We start from the raw sequence: 24,176 nt of genomic DNA, 5'->3' as shown, positions 1-24,176 counted from the left end.
AAACCACACTCGACGAAAACGTTGCGATGTCACACCCCGCCGACAATCCAACTCCAGACAGCCTTTCCGCGGTCGAAGCACGCGAAGTACTGACGCTGTGCACACGGCTGCAAGATGGCCTGCTGACTGAAGACGAGGCGGCGCAGTTAGACGTCTGGTTAAGTCGAAGCCGTGCCGCCAGACGGCTTTATCTGCGTTGCGTCGCCCTGCACCACGGGCTCCTCACCAGCTCAGGGAAACTTCAGTTTAGCGAGGCCGCGCTGCTACGGGACCGCGTGAATGGGGACGCAACGCAACACAACGACTGCCAGGGCGCCGCTTCGCTGCTGGCGACGCTGGGCAACGATGAGCAGGACATCCGGTCGGCCCGCTGGCGCGTACCCGGACTTTGGCAGCTGGCCGCGTCGCTGCTGCTGGCCGCCTCGCTCGCATTCTTCTGGGCGAATTGGCCGTCGGTCGAGAGAGTAGCGTCGCCGTCCCAGGATGCGACGACCGATGACTTACGCGGTGTGACTTTGAGCCACGTCTCCCCGGGGGCGGAATGGCGGATCACAGACGGATCCCCGCCAAGAGGCGCTAGAATCGAAGCCGGCCGCTCCATCAAACTCGCCGATGGTGAGGTCGAATTGACCTACTGCTGCGGCACCAAGCTGATGCTTGTCGGCCCGGCCGAGTTCCTCGTCGAACCAGCAGGGGGCAAGCTGGTTCGCGGGGGACTGGTTGCATCCGTCACCGAGGCGGGCCACGGCTTCACGATCGAGACGCCCAATGGCAGGGTTGTCGACCTCGGCACCGAATTTGGCGTCGCGGTCGACGACTTTGGGGTGTCCGAGGTGAACGTGTTTAAAGGGAAGGTCGAAGCCTTCCCCGACGGAGGTCCACGGCGGGGGGAAAAGATCGAACTCAACAAGGGAGACGGCCTGCAGTGGAGTGAGGACAACTTTGTCCAGTCGAGCGCCGACCTGCACCGATTTATCAGCGCCGTGCTGGGTCGCGACCTGGACGCCAGCAGCGTGCCCGATGGCCGCTCGCTTGTCGACCGGTTCCGCGATACCCAACTCGACACCCAGAAGTGGCGCACTTTGGGAGCTGCGGAGCCCACCACGGCCGGTCTTCGGCTTGGTGGCGGTGCTGATTGTGCCGGCCGTTCCTACCTCGTTTCCAACAACGAGTTCGACCCTGCTCTCGGTGCGATCACCGTCACGTGCGATGTCGAGTTCGACGAGTTGGCGTCGGTCGGGGCGTCGTCTTTTGCCCTGCTGACCCGCAGCGCCAACGCTCGGGGCGTCGCGGCGTCGCCGTGGGACGATGTGCTCGCATCGTGTGCGCGCTGCAGTGTTGAGTCCGATCCGGACACTAGGGCGGGCATGCTGCGCACCGGCGTCAAGCTGGAAAGTAACCGCGAGCTGAACAGCATCTCATGGAGCGGTTTCTCCCCCCCCATTCCCGGCGTTCCCTATCGACTAGTTGTTCGGGATGACGGAGTGAATGTCTCATTCACTGTCTCGTTGCGTGACAACCCGTCCGAGGGCAAGACGGTAACTGTCCGCTCGCTTTTCCGCGGCAAGCGGAACCACATCGCTTTGGAAGGGCCTGCGGTGGGCGCCGTGCTGGTGGATCGGGTCGAGATCACTCAAGATCCGACGCTCGTCCCGATCGCCACCTACGGCGACCTCAGTTCCCTTGTGGCCAGCGACACAAAGAAACACGGCCACGAGATCCTGCTGCTCGACCGCCTCGTTCCTCAGGACGCTGAGTTAGTCCTTCACGACAGCTTTGACGGCGAGCAGATCGACCGGACCAAATGGGCCACGCTGGAAGAAGTGCTGCTAGACAACGGTGGCCTACAGCTTGGGCGAGCCAATAATGCTGGTCACATCGACACCTGGAAGCGACGGCCGTACCTGCTGACCCGCCTCCCGCTGAACCCGCAAGAAGGCACCCTGACAATCCTTGGTCGCGTCCGATTTGCAGAGAACTTCTTGTCGGGTTATGGCGCCTCATTCGCTGTGATGACGCGGGCGGATCGCCAGCGGGGGCAGGGCCCCGGCTGGGAGAACTCGGTGCTGCAGCGTGGCGTCCGGGTCAACTTCTGGCCCGCGGCGGTGGACCTGAAGCACACGCTCGAAGTCCACGAGAAGCCGGCCGCCAACTCGATATCGCTGCTGGCAACGCAAGGGGTCGAGGTGGATCCGGGCGCGCGGTCGTACCTGTTCCGTGTGGTGGACGATGGGCATGCCGTGTCGCTCACAGTTATCGATCCCCAGCGGGCCGAGGAGCCGATGACCGTGGCCGCGCCCGCGGCGTACTCCGCGGAGCGAGGGGCGGTTGCGTTTGAGAGCTGCTGGGGGTCGCCGATCCTCGTCGATGACGTCCGCATCTACCAAGCACGGCCCCGGCCGCCGACGCCTCCAACACCGAGCGACCGATGACCGGCATTTGTTCCCGCAGGAATACCCGCCCAGCGGCGTGGTTGCTGGGGGCCTTTGCTCCTCTCGTATGGTTGTCCCTTGCCTCTGCAGAAAGTCGCACGGGGGATGCTCGAGACGACGCGGAAGTCACGATCGTTCTCAGCGGCTACACCGCGGAGCTTGCCGGTCCGCCAATCCGCCACGAGCGCGAAAGGCTGACACACTGGCACAGTGCGGAGAGCGTCGCGGCCTGGACCGTCTGGGTGGACCGGCCTTGCAAGCTGGAGGTGCAGGTCGAGATGGCGGCGCAGGCGCCCTTCGCGGGCAGCCCGTACGTGGTCTCGGTGGGGGACGCGTCGTTCAACGGCGCCATGCAGGACACGGGCGCCTGGGACAGATTCAGTGTGATCTCCTTAGGCAGTGCGGAGGTGCCCGCCGGCGAGCACGTCGTGCGGTTGCAGCCGTCCGAGCTTGCGAATGGCGTGTTCGGCAACATTCGATCGGTGCGCTTAACCGGCAAAGGACTGCGGCCGGGACACAACGTCAAGCCCGACACCTCGGGACCGATTAAGGTAATCACCACAGCGCAGCTGCGCGGCAGCCGTTTAAGAGAATGCGACAGCCTGAGTCCGCTGACAGAGGCCGCGCCAAACTCGACTACTATCGCCGTCAACACGTCAGAGTCCTTTCAGACGATCGAGGGCTTTGGGGGCGCCTTTACGGAATCGGCCGGCATCGTCTTCGCCCAGCTCTCCCCCGCCAGGCAGGAGGAGCTGCTGCGGGCCTACTTCGATGGCGAGACGGGACACGGCTACACACTCTGCCGAACCCACATCAATAGCTGTGACTTTTCTGTGGGCAACTACTCCTACGATGAGGTGGAGGGTGACGTCGATCTTGAGCACTTCAGCATCGACCATGATCGTGAGCGCCTCATACCGCTGATCAAGGCCGCCCAGCGTGCGTCTCGGGGCCGAGGTTTTAAGCTGCTGGCGTCGCCCTGGAGCCCGCCTGCGTGGATGAAAACCAACGGGGAAATGACAGGCGGAGGGAAGCTCAAGCCCGAGTATCGCGACGCCTGGGCGAGGTACTACTGCCGTTACATCGAAGAGTACGCTAGGGAAGGCATTGAAATCTGGGGCCTCACCGTTCAGAACGAGCCGGCGGCGGTGCAGCGTTGGGAGTCTTGCATCTACACCGCAGAAGAAGAACGTGACTTTGTCCGCGACTTCTTGGGGCCGGCGCTCCACAGCGCGGACCTCGCCAACATCCGCCTGATCGTGTGGGACCACAATCGCGATCTGCTCTTCGACCGCGCCAAAACCGTGTACGACGACCCGGAGGCGGCGCAATACGTGTGGGGGGCCGGGTTTCACTGGTACGTTTCTGATGAACACCACCACGCCCAGATGCTGACGGACTTCTACCCGGACAAGAAGCTGCTATTTACCGAGGGTTGCTTCGAGGGCACGGAGGACGTAGGAGATTGGACGGCGGGCGAGCGCTACGCACGGTCGGTCATCAATGATCTCAACAGCGGCGCCAGCGGGTGGATCGACTGGAACCTCCTGCTGAACATGGGCGGCGGCCCCAACCACGTGGGCAACTACTGCAGCGCCCCCATCATGGCCGACGTCGAGAGCGACCGTCTGCTCTACAACAGTTCGTACTACTACCTGGGTCACTTCAGCCGATTCATCCGCCCCGGCGCCCGACGTGTCCTGTCAGCAAACACCGGCAGAGAGCTCCTCTCAACCGCATTTCGCAACGAAGACGGCTCGGTGGTGGTCGTAGTTCTTAACGAACAGGAGTTCCCCGTTCGCTACACCCTGGCTATGGACGGCCTGCTTACCCAAACTCTGAGCCCTGAACGTTCAATCACTACGTTGGTGATCCCTGCAGGCGGCTGAGGAGGTCTCGATATGCGTCTACTGATGGGCGGCTGATCGGCGACGCTGTCAGACCTTGCGCGCTGAACCGGACTGCAGCTTGCAGTTTCCGCTTGGCATCTCGCTATCGCGTACCGCCTTTATCGACAGCGGTTGCATCGCCCGCGGCGCCGGAGAGGGACGGCAAACTCGCTGAGGTTGTCACAACCGCGATCAGATTCAAGACCATTGAACCTGCACACGCTTCATGGAATTCGGCAGATTCGGTCGAGAGATGAGCTGCTGAGGTGTCGTCCATCTCCGTAGGCGGCGACGGTGGCCGGCGTGCTCCAAACTAGGGGCTAACTCCCGTTGGCTGGTAGTACGGCTCCGCTGCACGGCGTTGGCCTACCGAGCCTGTCCCTGCTTTCGACGCATGGCTCCTACGCGTCCTAGAACCGCTCCGCCAGGCGGTCAACAATCAGCCCGCCGATGTTGAGCGAGGCGGTCGCCGCCGGGCTGGGCGCGTTCAGCACGTTGACCGCCGCGCCGTGCTCCTCGATCAGGAAGTCGTCGACCAGCGAGCCGTCGCGCAGCACGGCCTGGGCACGCACGCCGGCCGGAGCCGGCTCGAGGTGCTCGGCGCGGATCTCGGGGCAGAGCCGCTGCAGCGCCTTGACGAAGGCCTGCTTGGAGAAGCTCCGCCACATCTCGCCCGCGCCGGTCTTCCAGTACTTGAGGGCCAGTTTCACGAAGCCGGGGTAGGTCAGGCTGCCCGCCAGCTCACCGAGGTTCACGTCGGTCTTGAAGTAGCCCTCTTTGGCGAACGCCAGCACCGCGTTGGGTCCGCACTCTACGGCGCCGTCGATCATCCGCGTGAAGTGCACGCCCAGGAACGGGAACGAGGGGTCGGGCACCGGGTAGATCAGGTCCCGCACCAGGTGCTTGGCGTCGTCCTTGAGCTTGAAGTACTCGCCGCGGAACGGGATGATCCGCGCGCCGGGCTGCGCGCCCGACAGCTCCGCGACGCGGTCGCTGTACAGGCCGCAGCAGTTTACTAGGCAGCCCGCGGAGAATTCTTCCTGAACGGTCTTCGCGACAATCTGATCGCCGCCCTGATCGATCCCGACCACCTCGGCCGAGAGCCGAACGTCGCCGCCGGCCGCGCGGATCTTGTCGGCCAAACGGCGGCTCACCTCGCCGTAGTCAACGATGCCGGTCGAGGGGACCTTCAGCGCGCGGACGCCGCTCACGTGGGGCTCGATCTCGAGCAGCTCGTCGCGTTCGATCACGCTGCACGCGACGCCGTTCTGCTCCCCGCGCTGGCGGATGGCGTCCAGCGCAGGGAGCTCGGTCGGGTCGACCGCGACGATTACCTTGCCACAGACATCAAACGGGATCCCCTCGTCACGGCAGAACTGCTCCATGGCGAGCTTGCCGTCGCGGCAGTTGATCGCCTTGAGCGAGCCCGGCTTGTAGTAGATGCCCGAGTGCAGCACGCCCGAGTTGCGGCCGGTCTGGTGCAGCGCGACCGCGTCCTCCTTCTCGAGCAGCGTGACCCGCTTGCCGGGGAACCGCTGGGTGAAGCGGTAGGCGGTCGCCAGCCCCACGATGCCGCCGCCGATAACTAACAGGTCGCTGTTCTGCATGGGGGACTCGGGCCCGGCCTCCGGCAAACCAGTGTCGGGGCGGGGCGGTTAGAGCTGCTCTCGGATGTACTTGGCCTTGGGCTGCCCCGATCCGGGCATGGGGGTCCCGATCATGAAGTCCGTGGCGTACCGAAGCTTGTCGCGGCGGCGTTCGGGCACCGTGAAGCTGTCGCCCTTCTGCAGGATGACCCGCGCCAGCGGCATCTCGCCGAAGGCTCGGCTGCCCGCACTCTCGGCGGGGAACCAGCGTCCCTCGCCTGCTTCATCTTCCAGATAAAACTCGGCGTAGCAATGGTTGTTGACCCAGACGACCCGCGCCGGCACGCCGGCCGAACGGCACAACGCAATGAAGACCGCGCTGCGGCCGTGGCAGTCCGCGTTGCCGTCCCGCAGGGTCTGCAGGGCCGACTTGTCGTCCCCCTCGATGTACTCGATGGTTTCCAGCATCTTGTCGTACAGCAGCTCGACCCGCTGCCAGTCCGACAGGTCCTCGTCGGCCTCGGCGAGCGCCTCGCGATGCAGCTTGCGGACCGTGCCGTGGCGAGACTCGATGTACGGGCTGGCCGTGAGGTACCGCCGCAGCCGGCGGTCGGGCTTCTCCGGGATCTTGTACGCGGCGGCCTGGTCGTCCTCGGGAGGCAGCACCGGCCGGGTCGTGACGTCGTAGGTCACGACCGCGCGGGCCGTGGCGCCGGCGGCCAAGAACGGGATGTTGATCACCATCTGCCGGGCGCCGTCGCCGTTGAGCATGCGGTACTCGACTGAATCGACCTCGCTGCTGAATTCTTCCTCGGCGATCCGCACCTCCTGCTCGGCGCACTCAAGCGGGACGGCCACCATCGCGCGGATGTTCTTCACCGCGCCGCGTGAGGCAGTAATCTCGGCTCCGACCTTGAACCTGCCGACCGCCGGTTCGCCGAACACGACGCCCTCGGTCTCCGGCTCGGCTTCCTTCAGCTGCGCGAGCGCGGCGCGGGGCAGGGCGGCTGTCAGCAACGCCGCGAGCAGCGCGGCGGCGGCGGTGAGATAAGTCGAACGCAATCGCGGCGAGCAGGACATACGCAGAGGGAACTCCAGAGGGGGTTCGTCGGGGCGGGTCCCTCTATTGTACTCCGCACCGCCGACGCGGTGCACACGCCGCACTACAACCGTCAAAACAAGAGCGACCCCGTCTGGCCCGCTTCAGGATGGGAAGACCAGACGGGGTCGCATTAGGTCCGCGGCCGACCACATCATGCGGTCGCCACGGGGGCCAAACTAATCGCCGCCTAGGAGGGGAGGGCGGTGCGGCGGCGAAGGAGTCCGGCCCGGACTATCGGTTGTTTCGGTGGCTAGGCTCCTCGGTCGCCGGAGCCGACCGGCGCCGGGTCGTTAAACCCCCCGCCCGCAGGGACGGGCGCCGAGCTGGAGTCGTAGTCGCTGCCGCCACTGCAGCCGCACGAACCGGACCAGCCGGAATCGTACATACCGTTCATTGGGTAGCCGGCGCCGTAGTAGCCGCCCCCGCACGGGTCGCAGGGGATGCAGCACGGGTCGCACGGCACGCAGTTGGTCATCATGGGCTGCGGGGCCATCATCATCATCGGCGCGGGCGCCATCACCGGCTGCTGGACGGGCTGCTGGTAGGGCGTCTGGGCCGGCGCCGCGTACATGCCGGGCGAGGCGATCGCGGCCGGGGCCACCGCGGCGGCGGGCCCACAGTAGGAGCCGCGGCACAGCCGGTCTCGCAGTCGGCGTACACAGCCGCAGCCGACAGTGCTGGACACCAGCATCAGCGCTGCGAGCAATAACGTGAATCGTTTCATGGCAGGTCCTCCCTGGGGGGAAGGCGCAGCGCGTGAGGGTCGCACTGGTAAGGCGGGGCGGAACCTCAACATCAACAAGGTCCGCGGCGTGGAGCCACGCAACTCTAGCCCACCCTGCGTGATGTGCAAACTCAACCGTTGATTTTTTTCAACATTGCTCCGGCGCGGGCGTTTATCGCGTGCTACGTTTCTACGAAGCGATTGATGTGTCGGCTGTGGCTTGCCCCCGACGTCCCGCCCCCTGCTTCCCCGCCCCTTGATGATGCCGCTGGCCGAGCCCCCACGCCGACGAACCGTCAACGACGTGCGCCCCCTCCCCGTTGCCTGGGGATGGTCGCTCGCCGCGCTGGCGTTGCTGCTTGCGCCCCAGGCGTGCGCCGCGACCAACTGCCCGGGCGAGGGTTGCGTCCGTGTGCGGCCCCAGGACCAGGTCGTGCTGATCAGCTCGCGGCCAATCGGCTGCAGCACCGACCACGCCCGAATCGAAGCAGGGCTGCACGCCGAGCAGCTCGCCGACCTCGACGCCGACGGACGCCGCGAGTGGAAAACCACACCGTGGCGCTCGGTGGTCGCCGCGGCCGACGCGACCATGCCGACCATCGTCTTCACCCACGGCAACAAGATCTCCTGGGGCGAGACCCGCGCCCGCGGCCTGTACGTCTACGGCCGACTCGTCCGCTCTGCCTGCGACGACCGCCCCATCCGCTTCCTCATCTGGTCGTGGTGCGCCGATGAGATCAAGGGCCCGCTGCGTGACTTCCGCGAGAAGGCCGCCCGCACCGGCCCGGTCGGCAAGCAGCTGGGCTACGTGCTCAGCACGCTGCCCGCCGAGTCCCGGTTCGGGCTGCTCGGCTACAGCTACGGCGCCCGCGTCAGCAGCGGCGCGCTGCAGGAGCTCGGCTCCGGCGAGCTCTCTGGCCCCCCCCGCTCGGCCCGTGCGTTCTACCTGGCGGCCGCGTTTGACGCCGACTGGCTCGGCCGCGGACGCCGCCACGGCGACGCGATGGACGCCACCGACAAGCTGATCATGACCATCAACAACCGCGACCCGGCGATGAAGTACTTCGAACTGCTCGGCCGCAACTACGACCCCCAGGCGATGGGCTACGCCGGCCCAACCTGCCTCGACCGCGAACGCGCCCAACGGGTCCGGCTGATCAACGTCACCAGCTCGGTCGGGCGGAGCCACGACCTGTGCGACTACGTCTCGGCCCCCGGCGTGATGCGCAAGGCGTGGTCGCTGCTGACCTACGCCGACCAGGACGCCGCCGAGGTAGAGGTCGCCGACTCCGGCGCCAACGAACAGCGCCAACGAACGGCGATAGCGGCGTCGGGCGGGCGCTACTCGAGATTCGCCGGCGGCGGACGGTAGGGAGTCGACTGCGGCAATTCGTCCCGCGGGTGAAACACCGCCAACGCGGCCACGGCCGCGATTACCAGGATCACCGCCAGCCACCAGCCGTTGCTCACACGGTACTGCAGCGGGTGCTGCCTGGCGGCGATCCGGCTCGCGGCGGCCGCCATCGTCCGATGGTCCATGGCCGACTGGCGGCGCTGCGGGGGACGCCGGCTAGCCGGCTTGATGACCCGCTGAAGAGGGATTTCGAAGTGGCCGCCACAGCGGGCGCACTGGGCCCGCCGCACCTCGGTCGCGGGCCGTACATGGTAGACCCGCCCACAACCGCCGCACTCGACGGCTTGTTCAGAATCGGCGTCCATTTTGAGGGCCCTCACGCGAATCGCAGGTCAAGAGCGGCGGCGGGAGCCGCGTCCCGGCGTGGTGATAAAGAGGCAAATCGCTGCTCTCCGCGGGGTTTCGACAGCCGCGCCACCCTGCTACGCGGCATCGCCTCGCTCGGCGCCGCCTGCTGATCCTCCACCCGCAGCGAGCGCATGCCGAGCACACCCCCACCCGCGGCCACTAGCGGCAAAACCGCCAGGGCGTCGGCGGCCCGCCCTTCTTCCGACGGACGCCGGACAGGGCGCCCGCCCCCCGGACGCGCCGCGGCGGTGGCCGGGATGACAAACACCGTGCCACACCGGCGGCACTGCGCCCGCAGGTCCGCCTGCGGCGGCATCACCTGGTACACCTGGCCGCAGTTGCTGCAATCAACGGCGATACGGTTGTCGCGGCTCATGGCGGCGTTCACACCTCAGAGTCTCGCTTGCCGATGCGGCGCTCACGGCCGCTGCTCGGTCCAATTGTAACAAGTGCGCTATCCCGCGGCGCGACGCCGGACCGCCGAATGGGTACAATTTCTCGGCGGGCTGTTCCGGAACGGGAGTTTATTGGCGACTGCCAATGCCCGCGTCCGGCCGCCGCCGCCAGCTCAGCTGGCTTACCGCCATTAGGGAGAACGACTGTGGGCGACAAAGGGAGTAAGGACAAGGGCAAACGCGAAGCCCAGAAGAAGGCCGTGCTGACCCCCAAGGAGAAGCGGGCCGCCAAGCAGGCCAAGAAGAACAAGTAGCGGCGAGCGTTCAGCGCAAGAAACAAGCCCAGCCGGCGCATGCCGTCTGGGCTTGTTGCGTAGCTGGGACGCCGACAGCGGATCCTGATCCAGAGACAAAAGATTGAGCCTGCCACTGGAATGAGCGGCGGATCGACTAGCCGTCCACCGGACTGGAATGGTAGCCTAGCTCGTTCGCTCGCGCTCTGAATCGATCGATATTGCCAACGCCCCATTGATTGCTTACCGCGACCACCGCGTCGTCTAAAGCGACAAGATCCTTCGCGTCCACGAAGTGCCGCTTCCTACCTCCACGTACATAGATCTGATTGGCTTCCTCAGCAGTCACAAAGACGCCGCTCGATCCCTGACAATCCTTCGGAAACGCTTTCTCAAGGTCGGCGAACGTGGCCTCCGGGTTGCGCTGGACGTAGTGCTTTACTACGGCAAGAACCAAACGCCCCTTCCCCCAGTGATTGCCATCAAATCCATAGAGCGTGGTGTCTTTGCTGTTCGGATGTTTGAAGTAGCTGTCGGTCGTCACCAACACGCTGCCGTCAGAACCGCGGAATCGCTGCACTGCGAGCGCCGCGATTGGAATCCCTTCACTTGTTACGTAGCCTTGTGCTATTCGCTGCGCAAGGTCGGATTGCACAGACGCTCCGATCAGCACTCCGATCCATTTCGTAGCGGCGCCGGGTTCGGCTGCTAGGATCTCCGGATTGCGTTGAAGCACCTGCTCTCGTTGCAACAAGTAGTCCTCCAACTGCTCAAGATGTTCCGTCCCCAGCTCTCCTAGCTTGAGTTCAATTACGGCCACGTATTCTTGAGAGTAGGTGGCGAGGATGTCTATCCGCCCATCCGTGTCTTTTCCTTTTCGTCCCTCCTTGAGAGGCATCTCGGCATCAACGATCTCAACGTTCGTGAATATTTCATCATCGAGTGCTAGAACACTTTCGTTCTCGATAAGGTAGGCCTCCATCGAGAGCTCCCGCTTGAATGGGAACGGCTCGAGCCGCACATCGTTTGCTGTGAGGTGACGAAGTATTCGCATCGCTTGCTCTCCAAAGACTAGACAGGACCACGCGCACCAATGCCTGGACGCTATAATTTCCCACCCGCGGTCCTCAACGCAAGCTATTCAGCTTGCCCGCAAATCGACCTCAAACGCAAGCGAATGCGACCCAGAAAAACACCAGATGATCACGTGGCGATAAGGTCGCATGGTTGGCGCCGATGAGAGTGCCTATTGCCGTTTGTTTGACGATCCGCGGGCGATTGACCTCCTAGCCCTGCCCGAACTACCCCGCCTGGCGGTCGTCCCGCCGCGCGAGGCCCGCGGCGCCGGTGAAGCCGGCGTCGCCGCCCAAGAGGGCGAAGTCGATGTGCAGCTTGTCGCGGAGCGTCGGGATCAGGCGGCAGCGGGTCTGCGCGCGGACTTCTTCGATGAACTTGTCGCCCAGCGGCGTGCCGGCGCCGCCGAAGTTCAGGCCGCCGCCGATCACCACGCTGTTCGGGTCGACCATGTGGGCGCAGGTCACGACGCCGATCGCCAGCAGCTTGGCGGTGTTCATCACGATGCTGAGCGCCGCGGCGTCGCCGGCGTCGGCCTCGATGGCGACGACCTTCGGCGTCAGGTCGCCGGCGGCCGCCTTGGCCCGCAGCGAGGTCTCGACACTCTTGTCCTCCAGCAGCCGCTCGGCCTGACCGACCACGCCGTAGGCGCCGCAGTAGCCCTCCAGCGAGCCGCGGATCCCCAGGCTGTTGATCGGCGCATCATCCGACGCGTCGATGATGATGTGGCCGATCTCGGCGCCGCAGCTGTGCTGCCCCTCGACCAGCTGCTCGTTGAGCACGATGCCGCCGCCGACGCCGGTCCCCAGCGTCAGCATCACCATGCTGGCGTACTCGGCGCCGGCGCCGCGCCAGTACTCGCCCCACGCCGCCGCGTTGGCGTCGTTGGCGTAGGTAACCGGCACGCCGGTCGCCTTGGAGAACAAGTCGCGGATCGGTGTGTTGTGCCAAGCCGGCAGGTTGCCCGGGCAGATCAGCATGCCGGACTGCAGGTCCATCGGGCCCGGCGTGGCGAGCCCGACGCGGCGGATCTCCGAGATGCGGGCCTCGGACGCCATCTCGCTGATCGCCTTGGCCGACCGCTCGGCAGCCGCGGCGGGGCCGCCCTCCTGCTGGGTCGGGATCGAGCGGTACGCGATCCGATTGCCGAGGTCGTCGAGGATGCCGAGCTTGATGTTGGTGCCGCCAATATCGATCCCCGCGTAGTAGCGGGTGCGGGTGGCGGTGCTGGGCGGGATGTTGGAGAGGTCGCTGTCGGAGGCCATCGTGCTCATGCGGGCGGGCGGTTTGCAAACAGAGGCCCGCAATATACCCGAGTCGGCCCATAACTAAACTGGTGAGAGCCGCCTTTTTCCAGCCGGTTTGGGCCCCGGGGAGTTCTGCCGCTGGCGTGCCTGAGCCATGGCAGGGCCCCCTAGCGGGCCGGCGATCCGCTCCGCCCGCGGAATCTTCGCAGAAACGTTGGATTGACATATCGCCACATTGCGATATATTTAAGTAGCAGCACCAACCGAACCCGACCCATGACCAACTCCAACACCCGCAGCCGCACCAAGAAGGTCCGCCTGACCGACCTCGAAGCCCTCGGCAACGCCGCCGAGTGCCTGCGGACGCTGGCGCACCCGCACCGCCTGCGGATCGTGCAGATGCTGCTGCAGAGGGATTTTACGGTCGGCGAGCTGGCCGAGGCGTGCGACATACAGAGCCACATGGCGAGCGAGCACTTGCGGCTGATGCAGCGGTGCGGCCTGCTCTCCAGCCGCAAGGAGGGCCGACGCGTCTTCTACCAAGTCGCCGAGGACCACCTGGCCAGTATTATGCAGTGCATCGAGACCCGCTTCGGCGTGCAATAGATCGCGGCGGCTGTCTTATTTACCCACAATTGTCGTTACGTTGCGACATTTCGACCCAAGGAGCAGACCATGCCCGAAACCATCCAGCCCGGTGAACTGAAGTCCAAGCTCGCCAGCGGCGAGTCGGTCAAGCTGATCGACGTCCGCACGCCGGCCGAGTTCCAGGAGGTGCACGTCGACGGCGCCCAGAACGTGCCGCTCGACCGCATCGACCCCGCCAACCACGCGGACGACCAGACGATCTACTTCGTGTGCCGCAGCGGCAGCCGCGGACAGACCGCCTGCAAGAAGTTCGAGGCCGCCGGCATGACCAACGTGGTGAACGTGGCGGGCGGCACCGAGGCCTGCGTGCAGGCCGGCCTGCCGGTGAATCGCGGCCAGAAGGTGATGTCGCTCGAGCGTCAGGTCCGGATCGCGGCCGGCGCCCTCGTCGTCGCCGGCACGGCGCTCGGCTTTTTCGTCCACCCGTACTGGCTGGCGCTGCCGGCGTTTGTCGGGTCGGGCCTGGTGTTTGCCGGCGTCACCGACACCTGCGGCATGGGGATGATGCTGGCGAAGATGCCGTGGAACCAGGGATGTGGTTCCTGCAGCACTTAGCCGGGCAACGGGCCTGGTCCCGCTCCCTAGCACGCCCCCCAAACCGATCAACTTCGTCGTAGAAAAGAGCCACCTTCAGCGGGATACTAGGGGGTGGCCGTCGTTGCCCGCGGGCAGCGGCGGCCGCCTCCTACTCGCCGCGACTTCTGTCCCTGCGACGCGCACAAGCGGACAAAAGTCGCCCCCCTGAGAGAACACTGCATTGAGAACAGACTGCTATCGCAGGCTCGAAACGTCACCGAGGGCGAGTGAACGGCCCGACTCTTGTCCCTATAAATCGATGGGCTAATTAGGGACAAAAGTACGGCGACACTTCCACCCGCCCTGGTCGACCAACCTGCCGCAAACAGCAACACAACCGTTCGACTCATCCACTGCCACTGAGGGAGGAACCCCATGTCTGCATCGAGCACCGACCCGGTCAAAAAAATTGTCATCGTGGGGGGGGTCGCTGGCGGCGCCAGTGCTGCGGCGCGGGCGCGGCGGCTCAGCGAGGCCTCCGAGATTGTGGTGCTGGAGCGCGGCAATGACCCCTCATTCGCCAACTGTGGCATGCCCTACTACGTCGGCGGCCAGATCGCTACCCGCGACAAGCTGCTGGTCAGCCCGATCGAGCGGCTGCAGCAGCGGTACCGCCTAGACGTGCGGGTGCGGCAGTCGGTCGAGAAGATCGACCGTGAGAAGAAGCAGGTCGAGGTCCGCGACCTGACCACGGGCAAGGTCTACACCGAGTCGTACGACAAGCTGATCCTGGCGCCGGGCGCCGCGCCGCTCCGCCCGCCGCTGCCCGGCATCGACCTGCCCGGCATCTACACGCTCCGCAACCTGGACGACGCCGACCGGCTGCTGGCCGCCGCTCACGGCGCCAAGCAGGCGGTGATCATCGGGGGCGGCTTCATCGGCCTGGAGATGGCCGAGAACCTGGTGCACCGCGGCATCAAGACCACCGTCGTCGAACGCAACACGCAGATCCTCACCCCGTGGGACGCCGAGATGGCCGCGCCCGTGGCCGAGCACCTCAAGTCGAAGGGCGTCGAGCTCATCCTGGGCGACTCGGCCGAATCGTTTGCGGAGTCGGGCGGCGGGCTGGTGGTGCGCCTCGGCTCCGGCGCGGACCTGCCGGCCGACATGGTGGTGCTGAGCATTGGCGTGAAGCCCGAGAACCAGCTGGCTGTCGACGCCGGCCTCGAAGTTGGCCCCCGCGGCGGCATCAAGGTCGCGCCGACCATGCAGACCACGGACCCCGACATCTACGCCGTCGGCGACGCGGTCGAGACCACCGACGCGATCACCGGCGAGCCGACCCAAATCCCGCTGGCCGGCCCGGCCAACCGCCAGGGCCGCATCGCCGCCGACCACATCTTTGGCCGCGACTCGACCTACCGCGGCACCCAGGGCACGGCGGTGGTCGGCGTGTTCGACATGACCGCCGCGATGACCGGCCTGAGCGAGAAGGCGTGCGAGCGGTTGGCGATCCCCTGCGAGAAGGTCTACATCCACCCGGCCCACCACGCCGGCTACTACCCCGGCGCCCAGGGCATGACGCTCAAGCTGCTGTTCTCGCCGCGGGACGGCCGCGTGCTCGGCGCCCAGGCAATCGGCGGCGACGGCGTCGACAAGCGGATCGACGTCATCGCCATGGCGATCCAGGGCAAGATGACCGTCTACGACCTGGAGGAGGCCGAGCTCTGCTACGCGCCGCAGTACGGGTCGGCCAAGGACCCGGTCAACATGGCGGGCTTTGCCGCCGCCGGCGTGCTGCGGGGCGACCAGCCGGTCCTCCACTGCCACGCGGCCGACAACTGCCTAGTGCTTGACGTCCGCACGCCGGGCGAACACGCGGCCGGCGCGATCGATGGCGCGGTCAACATCCCGCTCGAGGAGCTGCGTGAGCGGCACGGCGAGCTGCCCAAAGACCAGAAGATCCTGGCCTACTGCAAGGTCGGCCAACGCGGCTACATGGCGACCCGCCTGCTCAACCAGCTCGGCTACGAGACCGCCAACCTCAGCGGCGGCATGACGACCCACGAGCACCGCCAGCAGGCAGTCGGTAGCCTGCCCGTGTCGGCGCCGTAGCCACGCCACCGGTCACCAGAAGAAAACCAGCCCACCCCGCCAGGGGTGGGACTGTTGGAGTGTGCGGTCCCACCCCTGGCGGGGTGGGCTGGGAGAGCGGCTGCGCGGATTGAATTGTTCAGCCGCTGCGAAGGAGCCGGCTGCTGCTAGCGAACCTCGTCTGACAAAACCCTTCCGGGGACTTCCCTGTTAGGCAGATCCAACCTGTTATAGAAGCGTCTACCGCTGCCTAGGACGAACTGCGGCCGGGGTTTTGTCCCCTCCGCTCGATTATTCGGACAAAACAACAGGGGGGACAAAACCAAGACCGGGGGCTACTCGTCGGCTTCGGCCTCGCGGAGCTCGGTCGACGAGAGGTCCACGCGGAATTTGTTCTCGGGCACACCCGTGCAGAGGTCGGTCAACGCCTGCGGCAGTCCGAGGTCGTCCAGCGCAATGAACTCGCCGTCGAACGCCCGGCCGAACACCAGGAAGCGGCAGCCGGCGTCGGCGATGTGGTCGATCGCCTCGTCGCGGAGGGCCTCGCTCTCGTCGTAGTAGTCCTCGTCCGCGATACGGATGAGGGTGTCGATGCCAACGACAAACGTACAGCCAGGCAGCAGGGTGGCCTTCTCGACGAAGGTCGGCGCAAGGGTGATGAGGTAGGGCCGCTCGCCGAACCGCTCGACGCGGCGGGCGACCTCGACAAAGTCGAGCGGCGGCTTGTCGACGTTTTCCATGGAGAGTTCGAACACGACCGGTTGGCCGAGCAACTCCTCGGCCGCGGCGGCCATCGCCAGGTGGCCGTCGTGCAGCGGGTTGAATGCGCCGGGGAACACAATCGGCGGGGCGGGCGTGGCGGCCTCGCCGTCGCGGCCCATGCCGTGCCGCCAGGCGACATCGGTCCCGAGCCGCGGCCACTCCGGCGGGGCCTGCTGCACGACGCGGCAGACCTCCTCGCCGGGCCTCAGCAGCGGCGTAGTGAGGGCGTGGGGGATGCCGGCGGCCTCGGCCATCGCGTCGAGGACCAGCGCGGCGGCGACCAACTCCTCGTCCGGGCGCGAGCGGGCGCCCTTGTCGAGCTGGAGTGAGTAGCAGGCGGTGCGGTCGGCGGCCTGCACCGCGACGTGCACACGGTGGGGACCCCGCTTCGCGCGGTCCGAGGCGAGGCTCGCCGTGCAGCCAACACCGTGCACACGCTGATCGGGGTCCACCAGGCCGGACGCCAGGTCGAAGGCCTCGACCGCCATCCGCCGGGCGGTTTGCTCGGTGCAGGCGGCGGGCTCGTCCCAGTCGCGGAGGTAGTCCTGCAGGGCCTCGACCGAGTACGGAACGCTAGCCGACAACAGCGTCCGCGAGGCGCCGGGCACGGCGAGCAGGCGGCTGATGGCCGCGCTGCCGCCGCCGGTAACCGCCAACACGAACTGGTCGTCCGCGGCGTGGAGCTGCTCGATGAGCTTGGTAGTGAGGTCGGTTTCCATCAGACAGCCGAAGCCCGATCACGAGGTGACTTTGCGAAACATGGTGCAGAAGAGCGACACCCCATTGTGGGCACTGAGGCCGCCTTGCAACAGCCACCGCGGCAAAACAGCCGCGCAACCGCTGCAGACGGTCGAGGATGCCCGCAACCGGCCGGATTGGCACACCGGCTGCAAAGCATCGGGTATCGCACCCCACGGCAGGCACTCAACCCGACGGCGTTCCATGGCAGAAGTGATCGAGATCAACGACCTCCAATCCCTCGGCGCCTACCGCATGGCCTGGAACGCCCTCTTCGCCGAGACGCCCAGGGCCACCTTCTTCCAGACCTACGATTGGCTCTGCATCTACTGGCAGCACTTCGGCGAGGACAAGAAGCTACGCGTGCTGGTGGTGCGGGCCGGCGGGCAGGTCATCGGGATTGTCCCGCTCTGCGTGCAGCGTCAGCGGCACACGGTCGGAACGGTTCGGACCCTCTGCTACCCGCTCGACAACTGGGGGAGCGTCTTCGGGCCGATCGGCGCCAACCCGGCGGCCACGCTGGCGATGGCGATGAAGCACATCGCCCAGACCCCGCGGGACTGGGACCGGATCGAGCTGCAGTGGGTGGCCCACGAGTCGACCGACCGCGGCCGCTCGCAGCGGGCCATGCAGCTGGCCGGCCTGCGGCCCGCCCTCGAGCCTGGCGACGCGTCGTCGCTGATCGACCTGCCCGGCGACTACGAAGATTACCTCGAGTCGCGCTCGACCAAGTTCCGCCACGAGCTCCGCCGGCACGTGAGCCGCGTCGCCGAGCTCCCGGCGGCCCGTCACCTGCGTCACCGCCCGGCGCCCGCCGCTGGCGGCGATGGGTCGCCCAACTGGGACCTGTTTGAGCGTTGCCAAGAGATTGCCCGCCACAGCTGGCAGGCCAACTCGACCGACGGCAACACGCTCTGCCACACGGCCTACGAGGACTACTTCCGTGACACGCACGCCGCCGCGGCCCGACTCGGGATGCTCGACATGAACCTGCTGTTCGTCGGCGACTTGGCGGTCGCGTTCAACTACAACTACGTTTGCCGCGGGCGGGTGCTTGGGCTGCGGATGGGGTACAACCCCGAGAGCGCTCCCAAGGGCGCTGGGATGGCGTTGCTCGGCATGCTGATCCGCGACAGCTGCGACCGTGGCGACGCCCAGATCGACCTCGGCCCCGGCAGCCAAGCCTTTAAGCGGCGGCTGCGGACCGCCGTGCGGACTACCCACACACTGACCTACAGCTCGCCGGCGTCTTGGCGGTCGCAGGCGATCCGCCTGGGCCACTGGATCCGCCGCGAGCGTCGGTCGGCATAGCCCTACAGGGGCCAGTCGCGGAGGATCCGCTCGGTCTCTTCGGAGTGGCCGCTCTCGTCGCGGACCATGTCCTCGAGCTGCACGGCAAGGCCCTTGTCGCCGAACTCGTCGGCCTCTTTGGCCCGCGTCGTGTAGCCGGCGACGGCCTTGTTCTCGGCTTCCAGAACTGCCTCGAGCATGGCCCGGTTGCTGCCTGCTGCCGGGACTTTGACCGGTGTCGTGCAGGGCTCGCCGCCGAGCGCGACGATTTTGTTCGCCAAGAACTGGGCGTGGCCCTGCTCGTCGGTCACCTCGGCTAGGAAGAAGCTCGCCAGCTGCGGCCGGTACGGGCCAGTCGCCTTGGCAGCGTAGGTGATGTACTGAATGATCGCTCCAAGCTCATTCGACAAGTCGTCATTCAGGTTCTTGATCAGGGTTTCCTTGTCCACTTTGTTCTCCTCGCCCTCTAGTTCGTCCGGTGATGAATTACGTCTTTCCATCTGCATTCTAGCGCTCATTGAAAGGCTGACTACCTTCGCCCCACGCATACCGGGCATGCACACCACGCATTGCGGGTCGTGTCACAGGGCGCGGTCGTACACGCGGTAGGTCTTGTACTTCGGCGCCCCGCCCTTCTCCAGCGTCTTGCGTGAGAGGTCGTTGGTCTCGAGGACCCAGGAGAACTCGCACTCTTCCAAGCCGTACTCCAGCCCCGGGTAGACCATTCCGAGCGCCAGCACGAGCCCGACGCCCCAGCCCTGGTACTTCGGCAGCACGTTGGTGCTCACGACGCGGATCCGCTTGATCGCGCGTTTGTTGTACAGCAGCCGCATGAAGCCGAACGGGAACAGCTTGCCGTCGATCTTCTTGATCCGCGGGTTGTAGTCCAGCAGTCCGAACATCACGCCGATCGGCTCGCCCTCGACTTCCGCCACGATCGCCAGCTCCGGCACGATCAGGTGCTTGAGGTCCTTGGCCATGTGCAGCAGCTCGGCGCGGGACATCGGCACGTAGCCCCAGGTGTTGGTCAGGGCCTCGTTATAGATGCGGAGGAAGGTCTCGACCTCCTGGTTGAACCGCTTGGGGTCCATCTGCCGGACGGTGATGCCGAACCGCTCGCGGACGGTCTCGTCCATCCGCATCAGCTTCTTCTGATCCTTAAGACCGTGGAGGATGCTGATGTCGCCGCCGAACGCAAACAGGTCCTGCGACTTCGCGAACCCCCACGCGTCCCACAGCCGGCCGTAGTACGGCAGGTTGTGGGTCATCATGAAGTAGGGGGGCGTCTCGTAGCCGTCGATCAGCAGGCCCCACTCGTAGTTGATCGAGGGGTCGGCGGGGCCGCGGACCGAGTTCATCCCCTTGCCGCGGAGCCACTCGGCGCCGGCGTCGAACAGCGCGTTGCTGACGTCGGCGTCGTCGATGCTCTCGAAGAAGCCGAAGAACCCGAGCTTGTCCTCGTGGAAGTTGTTGTGCGCATGATTGACGATCGCCAGCAAACGGCCCACCGGCTCGCCGCCGCGCACCGCCAGGAAGGCCTGGGCCTCGGCGCTGTCGTAGAACGGGTGCTTGCCGAAGCCGCACAACAGCTTCTGGTTCTGCCGCAGCGGGGGCATCCAGTTGGGGTCGGACTTGTTGATGGCCCACGGCAGGTTGAGGAACTGTTTCTGCTGCTTCGACGAGCTGACAGGGACGACTTCGATCTGGGTCATGCGGCCGGCGGGTGGGGATGCAAAAGGCGACTTGTGTTCGCGGGCGACCTTGCGAACGGGGCCCGGTGATGCGAGTTTAACGACTTCGCCCATCCACCCCCAGCACCCCAACGGAATTTGACGATGCCAACCGCCCTGGTCACCGGCGCCAGCGGGTTTATTGGTCCCCGTCTGGTCATGCGTCTGCAGTCCGCCGGCCACGACGTGGCCTGCCTGGTGCGGGCCGCCTCGAAGACCCAGCGGCTCGAGCAGCTGGGCGCCCGGCTGGTCCGCGGCGACGTCACCGACCCCGGCAGCCTGGCGGCCGCGATCGACGGCGTCGAGCACGTTTACCACCTGGCGGGCCGCACCCACGCCAAGAACCTCGACAGCTTCCTCAGCGTCAACGAGGCCGGCACGGCCAACCTGCTTGAGGCCTGCGCCCGCCGCGACGCCCCGCCGGTCGTGCTGGCGGTCAGCTCGCTCGCCGCGGCCGGGCCCTCGGCGCCCGCCGCGCCGCACCGCGAATCCGACGCGCCGCGGCCGATCTCGTTGTACGGCCGCAGCAAGCTCGCAGGCGAACAGGCGGCCCGCCGGTTCGCGGCCGACGTCCCGCTGACGATCCTCCGCCCGCCGGTCGTGTTTGGCCCGGGCGACCACGACGGGCTCAACCTGTTCCTCGGCCTCAAGTACTCCCGGCTGCACCCGGTGCCGCAACGCAAGGGCCTGCCGCTGTCGCTCGTCCACGCCGACGACCTGGCCGACGCGATGGCGTTGGCGGTCGAGCGTGGCGAACGTGTCCCCGCCGGCGCCGACGACCCCGGCCACGGCGTCTACTACGCGGCCGACCCCGCCGTCAGCTCGTGGGCCGACGCCGGGCGGATGGCGGCCGACGCGATGGGCGTCCGCATAGTGGTGGTCAAACTCCGCAAGTACCCCTTCCTGATCCCCGCGCTCGCCGGCGAGTTGATCGGCCGCGTCACCGGCAAGCCGACCCTGTTCGGCCTCGACAAGCTCCGCGAGGCGTCTGCCACCGGCTGGGTCTGCAGCGTCGCGAAGGCAGAGGAGCAGCTCGGCTTCCGCTGCGCTAAACCCCTCGCCGAACGCTACCACGAGACCGCCGAATGGTACCGCGAAGAGGGCTGGATCTAAGCAGGCAGTCGCAAGCCGCTTACGCCGAGGCGGATTGTGTCGCTCCCCGGCACGATTCTCGCCTTGCACCACGGCGGCGGATTCAGATACACTCCCCGCCCTTAACACACAGGCGGCGCCCGGCTTACCTCGGCGCCAGCATTGACGCCCGGCAAACTGGGAAAGGATTCCCCATGCTGTTCGATCCCCGCACGTTCGTCTCCCAAGTCGCCGACCTCCACGCCCAGGCGGTCGCCCGCTGGCACAGCCAGCCGCTCGACAACCCCTACACCGGCGTGATGGCGGTGGTCTGCCAGCAGCACCAGTTCAACTTCCAGCTCTGGCACCAAGAGGACATCGCCCGCAACCCCGACGTGACCGACGCTCGCATCGCCGAAGTCAAACGCGCCATTGATGGCTTCAACCAGCAGCGGAACGACTGGATTGAGCGGATCGACGAGACCTTCATCCAGATGATCACCGCCGGCGGCGTCACCGCCAACGCGGACGCACGGCTCAACACTGAAACCCCCGGCAGCGCGGTCGACCGACTCTCGATCATGACGCTGCGGATCTACCACCTCCGCGAGGAGCTCGACCGCGACGATATCGACGACCTGCACGTCGCGAAGGTGCAGGAGAAGCTCCGCCGCTGCGGCGTGCAGCACGCGGACCTGTCGCGTTCGCTCAGCGAGCTGCTGCTCGAGGTCTTCTCCGGCGAGAAGCTGCTGAAGGTCTACCGCCAGATGAAGATGTACAACGACCCCACGCTCAACCCGCAGCTCTACCGCAAGGCAGGCTGAGCCCCGCCCGTTGGCCGCCCTCACTTGGGCGCTGCGGCTACGGCGACAACCGATCTCCCCCCTGGCCCCGCACTCGTGCGGGGTTCTTTTTTGGTGGGGTCTTCCTCGAACTCCGTGGCTCCCATCAACTGGGTCGCCGCCCCTAGCCGGCGGGCGACGGCTCGGCGGAAGCCAGCCACAGGGGTTTTGTCCGCCACCAAACTCCGCGTCTCCTAACCAGGCCCTGCCAGAGAGCGTTTTACCCTGCTAGAGCAGTCTAAAACGCGTTGCCCGTCGCGAACCACCCCGCCGGGTTTAGTCCGATTTATCGCGCGGAGGGGACAAAACCCCCGCGCGAACCGCCCCCTGCTTTCCCCCCTGCATGTCTGCCCCAGCAACCTCCGGCGGAAGCCGCAGCGCGGCCCCGCGCGCGTAGTACGCCCAGCACGCACCGCTCCCACGACTCTATTGGACCGCGCTCGCAGGCCGCCCGCCACAAAGAAACGGGAAGAACGGGCAATTGGCTCTCGTATCAGCCGCGGGGCGTTAGCCCCCGGTTCGGCCCCGCTAGGACGGCCCGCCGCTGCACACGCTTTGAACCGGACGCTAACGCGTGCCGGCTGATGGGCGGTTTGGCAAGGCGGAGCGGCGATGGGGACGCTATCGGCCGCGGGGCGTTAACCCCAAAACCCACCGGCTTCCGCCGCCAGCTAGGGTGGTACAATGAGGGCTTTCCGCCCCCCACATCTACCCAGACTCCTGTGCGCACGATCACCAAGACCTACTCCGACCCGCTCGACTTGGTGTGGCTGCACGCCGCGCGGAAGCTGGGCATGCAGGTGGTCCGCAGCGCCGAGGTCAACGCGTCGTGGGACGGCGCCGGGGTGCTGACGATCGGCACGCCCGAAACCCTCGACCCCGACGACTCGCTTGCGCAGATGATCCTCCACGAAACGTGCCACGCCCTGTGCGAGGGCCCCGACGGCTGGCGCCAGCCCGACTGGGGTCTCGGCGGCGTCCACCCGGCCGACAAGGTCCACGAGCACGCCGCGCTCCGCCTGCAAGCAGCCCTCGCCGACCAGGTCGGCATGCGGGCGTTCTTCGCGTCAACCACCGTGTTCCGGGCCTACTACGACCGCCTGCCGGCCGACCCGCTAGCCCCCGCCGACGACCCCGCCATCGTCGCCGCCCGGGACGCGTGGGACCGAGCCAAGCACGGCCCGTGGGCCGAGCCGCTCAACGAGGCGCTGCAGCGTTCTGCTGAGATTGCGCGGGCTCTCGAAGGCCTGACCACCGAGGACTCGCTGTGGCACAGCAGTGGACCCCAGGTTTGAACGGCTGTGAGATCCGCCGCCTGAGCGATGCCGAGGCGCCCGACGCCGATGCGTTGACTTTGCGGAATCCTGATCCCTTCGGCGTCTACCTGCAGGCTCGGCAGCCGAACTTCTTTGAGCTGTGCGACGCGATTACTGCAAGCGTCTGCGGCCGTGATGACGTATTGGCCTGCCTCGGGGCGTTTGTCAACGGCCAACTGACCGGTGTGGCGTCACTGGGCAGGGTCAACAGGGATATTGCTATCGGCGCCATCCCAGACTGGGACGCTCTACTGGAACAACACAGCGAACACGACCTGAACGTGTGCGTGACGTTGTGGAACGACTGGACCCAGGCGGTAATCGGCGCGCCGCACGGATCGCTTTGCGTGCAGACACTCTGCGTCGACGCCGCCTACCGGCGACGCGGGATCGCAACAGCGTTGGTCGGCGCCCTCATCGACCTTCTGCCAACCCACGGTCAATCGCAGCTCTACATGGAGACCATGCGCACCCGCAGCGCAGTCCGCTTTGGACGTCGGCTTGGGTTCGGTGTGCGGAGGAGAACCTTGTCCCTTTCGAACCGACTAAGGTTCGGCCACTGGGGAACGTTGCTGATGGTCTACAGCAGCGGCGGGCGTCAACGAACTACGGCCGCGCAGCAAAAAACCCAAGGGGCGGGCTCACCGTGAGCTCCGCCCCTTGGG

Annotated in this window: 21 protein-coding genes; 11 read left to right on the top strand and 10 right to left on the bottom strand. The window is 66.4% G+C overall.

Features of this window, described 5'->3' with window-relative positions:
- Positions 1–26 precede the first annotated feature (26 nt).
- Both Pla123a_RS06340 and Pla123a_RS06335 read left to right on the top strand, forming a co-directional pair.
- Positions 27–2,432, top strand: a complete 2,406-nt coding sequence (locus Pla123a_RS06340; RefSeq protein ID WP_146584988.1) for a FecR family protein — start codon at positions 27–29, stop codon at positions 2,430–2,432.
- Positions 2,429–4,321, top strand: a complete 1,893-nt coding sequence (locus Pla123a_RS06335; protein WP_197527733.1) for a glycoside hydrolase family 30 beta sandwich domain-containing protein — start codon at positions 2,429–2,431, stop codon at positions 4,319–4,321. Before Pla123a_RS06340 ends, Pla123a_RS06335 begins: the two co-directional genes overlap by 4 nt.
- Positions 4,322–4,731: 410 nt before the next feature.
- On the opposite strand, the gene lhgO is transcribed toward Pla123a_RS06335, so the two are convergent.
- The 3 genes from lhgO to Pla123a_RS06320 all read right to left on the bottom strand — a co-directional run bounded on the left by lhgO (position 4,732) and on the right by Pla123a_RS06320 (position 7,733).
- Positions 4,732–5,928, bottom strand: coding sequence for an L-2-hydroxyglutarate oxidase (lhgO, locus tag Pla123a_RS06330; protein ID WP_146584986.1), 1,197 nt, complete (start codon positions 5,926–5,928; stop codon positions 4,732–4,734).
- Between the two features lie 48 nt (positions 5,929–5,976).
- Positions 5,977–6,969 (bottom strand): transglutaminase-like domain-containing protein, encoded by a 993-nt coding sequence (locus tag Pla123a_RS06325; RefSeq protein ID WP_231956342.1) that lies wholly within the window; start codon positions 6,967–6,969, stop codon positions 5,977–5,979.
- A 290-nt stretch (positions 6,970–7,259) separates the two neighbouring features.
- The gene (locus Pla123a_RS06320) at positions 7,260–7,733 is read right to left on the bottom strand and encodes a hypothetical protein (protein ID WP_146584982.1); all 474 of its coding nucleotides are present in this window, start codon (positions 7,731–7,733) and stop codon (positions 7,260–7,262) included.
- Between the two features lie 304 nt (positions 7,734–8,037).
- Here Pla123a_RS06320 and Pla123a_RS06315 point away from each other — a divergent pair, with 304 nt between their 5' ends.
- Positions 8,038–9,105, top strand: coding sequence for a hypothetical protein (locus tag Pla123a_RS06315; protein WP_146584980.1), 1,068 nt, complete (start codon positions 8,038–8,040; stop codon positions 9,103–9,105).
- On the opposite strand, the gene Pla123a_RS06310 is transcribed toward Pla123a_RS06315, so the two are convergent.
- From Pla123a_RS06310 to Pla123a_RS06295, 4 genes are all read right to left on the bottom strand, one after another.
- Positions 9,075–9,452, bottom strand: a complete 378-nt coding sequence (locus Pla123a_RS06310; RefSeq protein WP_146584978.1) for a hypothetical protein — start codon at positions 9,450–9,452, stop codon at positions 9,075–9,077. The two genes, Pla123a_RS06315 and Pla123a_RS06310, sit on opposite strands and share 31 nt — an antisense overlap.
- Before the next feature lie 11 nt (positions 9,453–9,463).
- The gene (locus Pla123a_RS06305; RefSeq protein WP_146584976.1) at positions 9,464–9,883 is read right to left on the bottom strand and encodes a hypothetical protein; all 420 of its coding nucleotides are present in this window, start codon (positions 9,881–9,883) and stop codon (positions 9,464–9,466) included.
- A 457-nt stretch (positions 9,884–10,340) separates the two neighbouring features.
- Positions 10,341–11,237 (bottom strand): hypothetical protein, encoded by an 897-nt coding sequence (locus tag Pla123a_RS06300; RefSeq protein WP_146584974.1) that lies wholly within the window; start codon positions 11,235–11,237, stop codon positions 10,341–10,343.
- A 247-nt stretch (positions 11,238–11,484) separates the two neighbouring features.
- Complete coding sequence (locus tag Pla123a_RS06295; RefSeq protein WP_146584972.1) at positions 11,485–12,531, bottom strand: ROK family protein; 1,047 nt, start codon at positions 12,529–12,531, stop codon at positions 11,485–11,487.
- Between the two features lie 249 nt (positions 12,532–12,780).
- On the opposite strand from Pla123a_RS06295, the gene Pla123a_RS06290 reads away from it, so the two are divergent.
- The 3 genes from Pla123a_RS06290 to Pla123a_RS06280 all read left to right on the top strand — a co-directional run bounded on the left by Pla123a_RS06290 (position 12,781) and on the right by Pla123a_RS06280 (position 15,783).
- The gene (locus Pla123a_RS06290) at positions 12,781–13,110 is read left to right on the top strand and encodes an ArsR/SmtB family transcription factor (RefSeq protein WP_146584970.1); all 330 of its coding nucleotides are present in this window, start codon (positions 12,781–12,783) and stop codon (positions 13,108–13,110) included.
- A 69-nt stretch (positions 13,111–13,179) separates the two neighbouring features.
- Positions 13,180–13,707 (top strand): rhodanese-like domain-containing protein, encoded by a 528-nt coding sequence (locus Pla123a_RS06285; protein ID WP_146584968.1) that lies wholly within the window; start codon positions 13,180–13,182, stop codon positions 13,705–13,707.
- A 396-nt stretch (positions 13,708–14,103) separates the two neighbouring features.
- Complete coding sequence (locus Pla123a_RS06280) at positions 14,104–15,783, top strand: FAD-dependent oxidoreductase (RefSeq protein ID WP_146584966.1); 1,680 nt, start codon at positions 14,104–14,106, stop codon at positions 15,781–15,783.
- A gap of 314 nt (positions 15,784–16,097) precedes the next feature.
- On the opposite strand, the gene Pla123a_RS06275 is transcribed toward Pla123a_RS06280, so the two are convergent.
- On the bottom strand, positions 16,098–17,243 hold the full coding sequence (locus Pla123a_RS06275; protein WP_146584964.1) for a hypothetical protein: 1,146 nt from the start codon (positions 17,241–17,243) through the stop codon (positions 16,098–16,100).
- A 223-nt stretch (positions 17,244–17,466) separates the two neighbouring features.
- Between Pla123a_RS06275 and Pla123a_RS06270 the strand changes: the two genes are divergently transcribed.
- A complete protein-coding gene (locus tag Pla123a_RS06270) occupies positions 17,467–18,573 on the top strand; it encodes a GNAT family N-acetyltransferase (protein WP_197527731.1) in 1,107 nt (368 codons plus the stop codon).
- A 2-nt stretch (positions 18,574–18,575) separates the two neighbouring features.
- On the opposite strand, the gene Pla123a_RS06265 is transcribed toward Pla123a_RS06270, so the two are convergent.
- Together Pla123a_RS06265 and Pla123a_RS06260 are read right to left on the bottom strand one after the other, a co-directional pair.
- Positions 18,576–19,001, bottom strand: coding sequence for a ferritin-like domain-containing protein (locus Pla123a_RS06265; protein ID WP_146584960.1), 426 nt, complete (start codon positions 18,999–19,001; stop codon positions 18,576–18,578).
- Between the two features lie 132 nt (positions 19,002–19,133).
- A complete protein-coding gene (locus tag Pla123a_RS06260; protein ID WP_146584958.1) occupies positions 19,134–20,264 on the bottom strand; it encodes an N-acetyltransferase in 1,131 nt (376 codons plus the stop codon).
- A gap of 123 nt (positions 20,265–20,387) precedes the next feature.
- On the opposite strand from Pla123a_RS06260, the gene Pla123a_RS06255 reads away from it, so the two are divergent.
- From Pla123a_RS06255 to Pla123a_RS06240, 4 genes are all read left to right on the top strand, one after another.
- Positions 20,388–21,395 (top strand): NAD-dependent epimerase/dehydratase family protein, encoded by a 1,008-nt coding sequence (locus Pla123a_RS06255; protein WP_146584956.1) that lies wholly within the window; start codon positions 20,388–20,390, stop codon positions 21,393–21,395.
- Between the two features lie 173 nt (positions 21,396–21,568).
- On the top strand, positions 21,569–22,177 hold the full coding sequence (locus Pla123a_RS06250; RefSeq protein WP_146584954.1) for a DUF4254 domain-containing protein: 609 nt from the start codon (positions 21,569–21,571) through the stop codon (positions 22,175–22,177).
- A 740-nt stretch (positions 22,178–22,917) separates the two neighbouring features.
- Positions 22,918–23,490 (top strand): hypothetical protein, encoded by a 573-nt coding sequence (locus Pla123a_RS06245; protein ID WP_146584952.1) that lies wholly within the window; start codon positions 22,918–22,920, stop codon positions 23,488–23,490.
- Positions 23,463–24,161, top strand: coding sequence for a GNAT family N-acetyltransferase (locus Pla123a_RS06240; protein WP_146584950.1), 699 nt, complete (start codon positions 23,463–23,465; stop codon positions 24,159–24,161). The genes Pla123a_RS06245 and Pla123a_RS06240 overlap by 28 nt, the downstream gene beginning before the upstream one ends.
- Positions 24,162–24,176: the final 15 nt, after the last annotated feature.

This window comes from Posidoniimonas polymericola (genome assembly GCF_007859935.1).
GTDB classification, from domain to species: domain Bacteria; phylum Planctomycetota; class Planctomycetia; order Pirellulales; family Lacipirellulaceae; genus Posidoniimonas; species Posidoniimonas polymericola.
Note: the sequence above shows the minus strand (reverse complement) of the source record. Positions and strands in the feature narration are given on the sequence as shown.

What these genes read in the sequence shown, in the direction of transcription:
- Pla123a_RS06270 (WP_197527731.1), top strand. Translation starts at nt 17,467, where the DNA reads ATGGCAGAAGTGATCGAGATCAACGACCTCCAATCCCTCGGCGCCTAC.
- Pla123a_RS06255 (WP_146584956.1), top strand. Translation starts at nt 20,388, where the DNA reads ATGCCAACCGCCCTGGTCACCGGCGCCAGCGGGTTTATTGGTCCCCGT.
- Pla123a_RS06320 (WP_146584982.1), bottom strand. Translation starts at nt 7,733, where the DNA reads ATGAAACGATTCACGTTATTGCTCGCAGCGCTGATGCTGGTGTCCAGC.
- Pla123a_RS06300 (WP_146584974.1), bottom strand. Translation starts at nt 11,237, where the DNA reads ATGCGAATACTTCGTCACCTCACAGCAAACGATGTGCGGCTCGAGCCG.
- Pla123a_RS06250 (WP_146584954.1), top strand. Translation starts at nt 21,569, where the DNA reads ATGCTGTTCGATCCCCGCACGTTCGTCTCCCAAGTCGCCGACCTCCAC.
- Pla123a_RS06310 (WP_146584978.1), bottom strand. Translation starts at nt 9,452, where the DNA reads ATGGACGCCGATTCTGAACAAGCCGTCGAGTGCGGCGGTTGTGGGCGG.
- Pla123a_RS06260 (WP_146584958.1), bottom strand. Translation starts at nt 20,264, where the DNA reads ATGACCCAGATCGAAGTCGTCCCTGTCAGCTCGTCGAAGCAGCAGAAA.
- Pla123a_RS06285 (WP_146584968.1), top strand. Translation starts at nt 13,180, where the DNA reads ATGCCCGAAACCATCCAGCCCGGTGAACTGAAGTCCAAGCTCGCCAGC.
- Pla123a_RS06295 (WP_146584972.1), bottom strand. Translation starts at nt 12,531, where the DNA reads ATGAGCACGATGGCCTCCGACAGCGACCTCTCCAACATCCCGCCCAGC.
- Pla123a_RS06290 (WP_146584970.1), top strand. Translation starts at nt 12,781, where the DNA reads ATGACCAACTCCAACACCCGCAGCCGCACCAAGAAGGTCCGCCTGACC.
- Pla123a_RS06335 (WP_197527733.1), top strand. Translation starts at nt 2,429, where the DNA reads ATGACCGGCATTTGTTCCCGCAGGAATACCCGCCCAGCGGCGTGGTTG.
- lhgO (WP_146584986.1), bottom strand. Translation starts at nt 5,928, where the DNA reads ATGCAGAACAGCGACCTGTTAGTTATCGGCGGCGGCATCGTGGGGCTG.
- Pla123a_RS06275 (WP_146584964.1), bottom strand. Translation starts at nt 17,243, where the DNA reads ATGGAAACCGACCTCACTACCAAGCTCATCGAGCAGCTCCACGCCGCG.
- Pla123a_RS06340 (WP_146584988.1), top strand. Translation starts at nt 27, where the DNA reads ATGTCACACCCCGCCGACAATCCAACTCCAGACAGCCTTTCCGCGGTC.
- Pla123a_RS06280 (WP_146584966.1), top strand. Translation starts at nt 14,104, where the DNA reads ATGTCTGCATCGAGCACCGACCCGGTCAAAAAAATTGTCATCGTGGGG.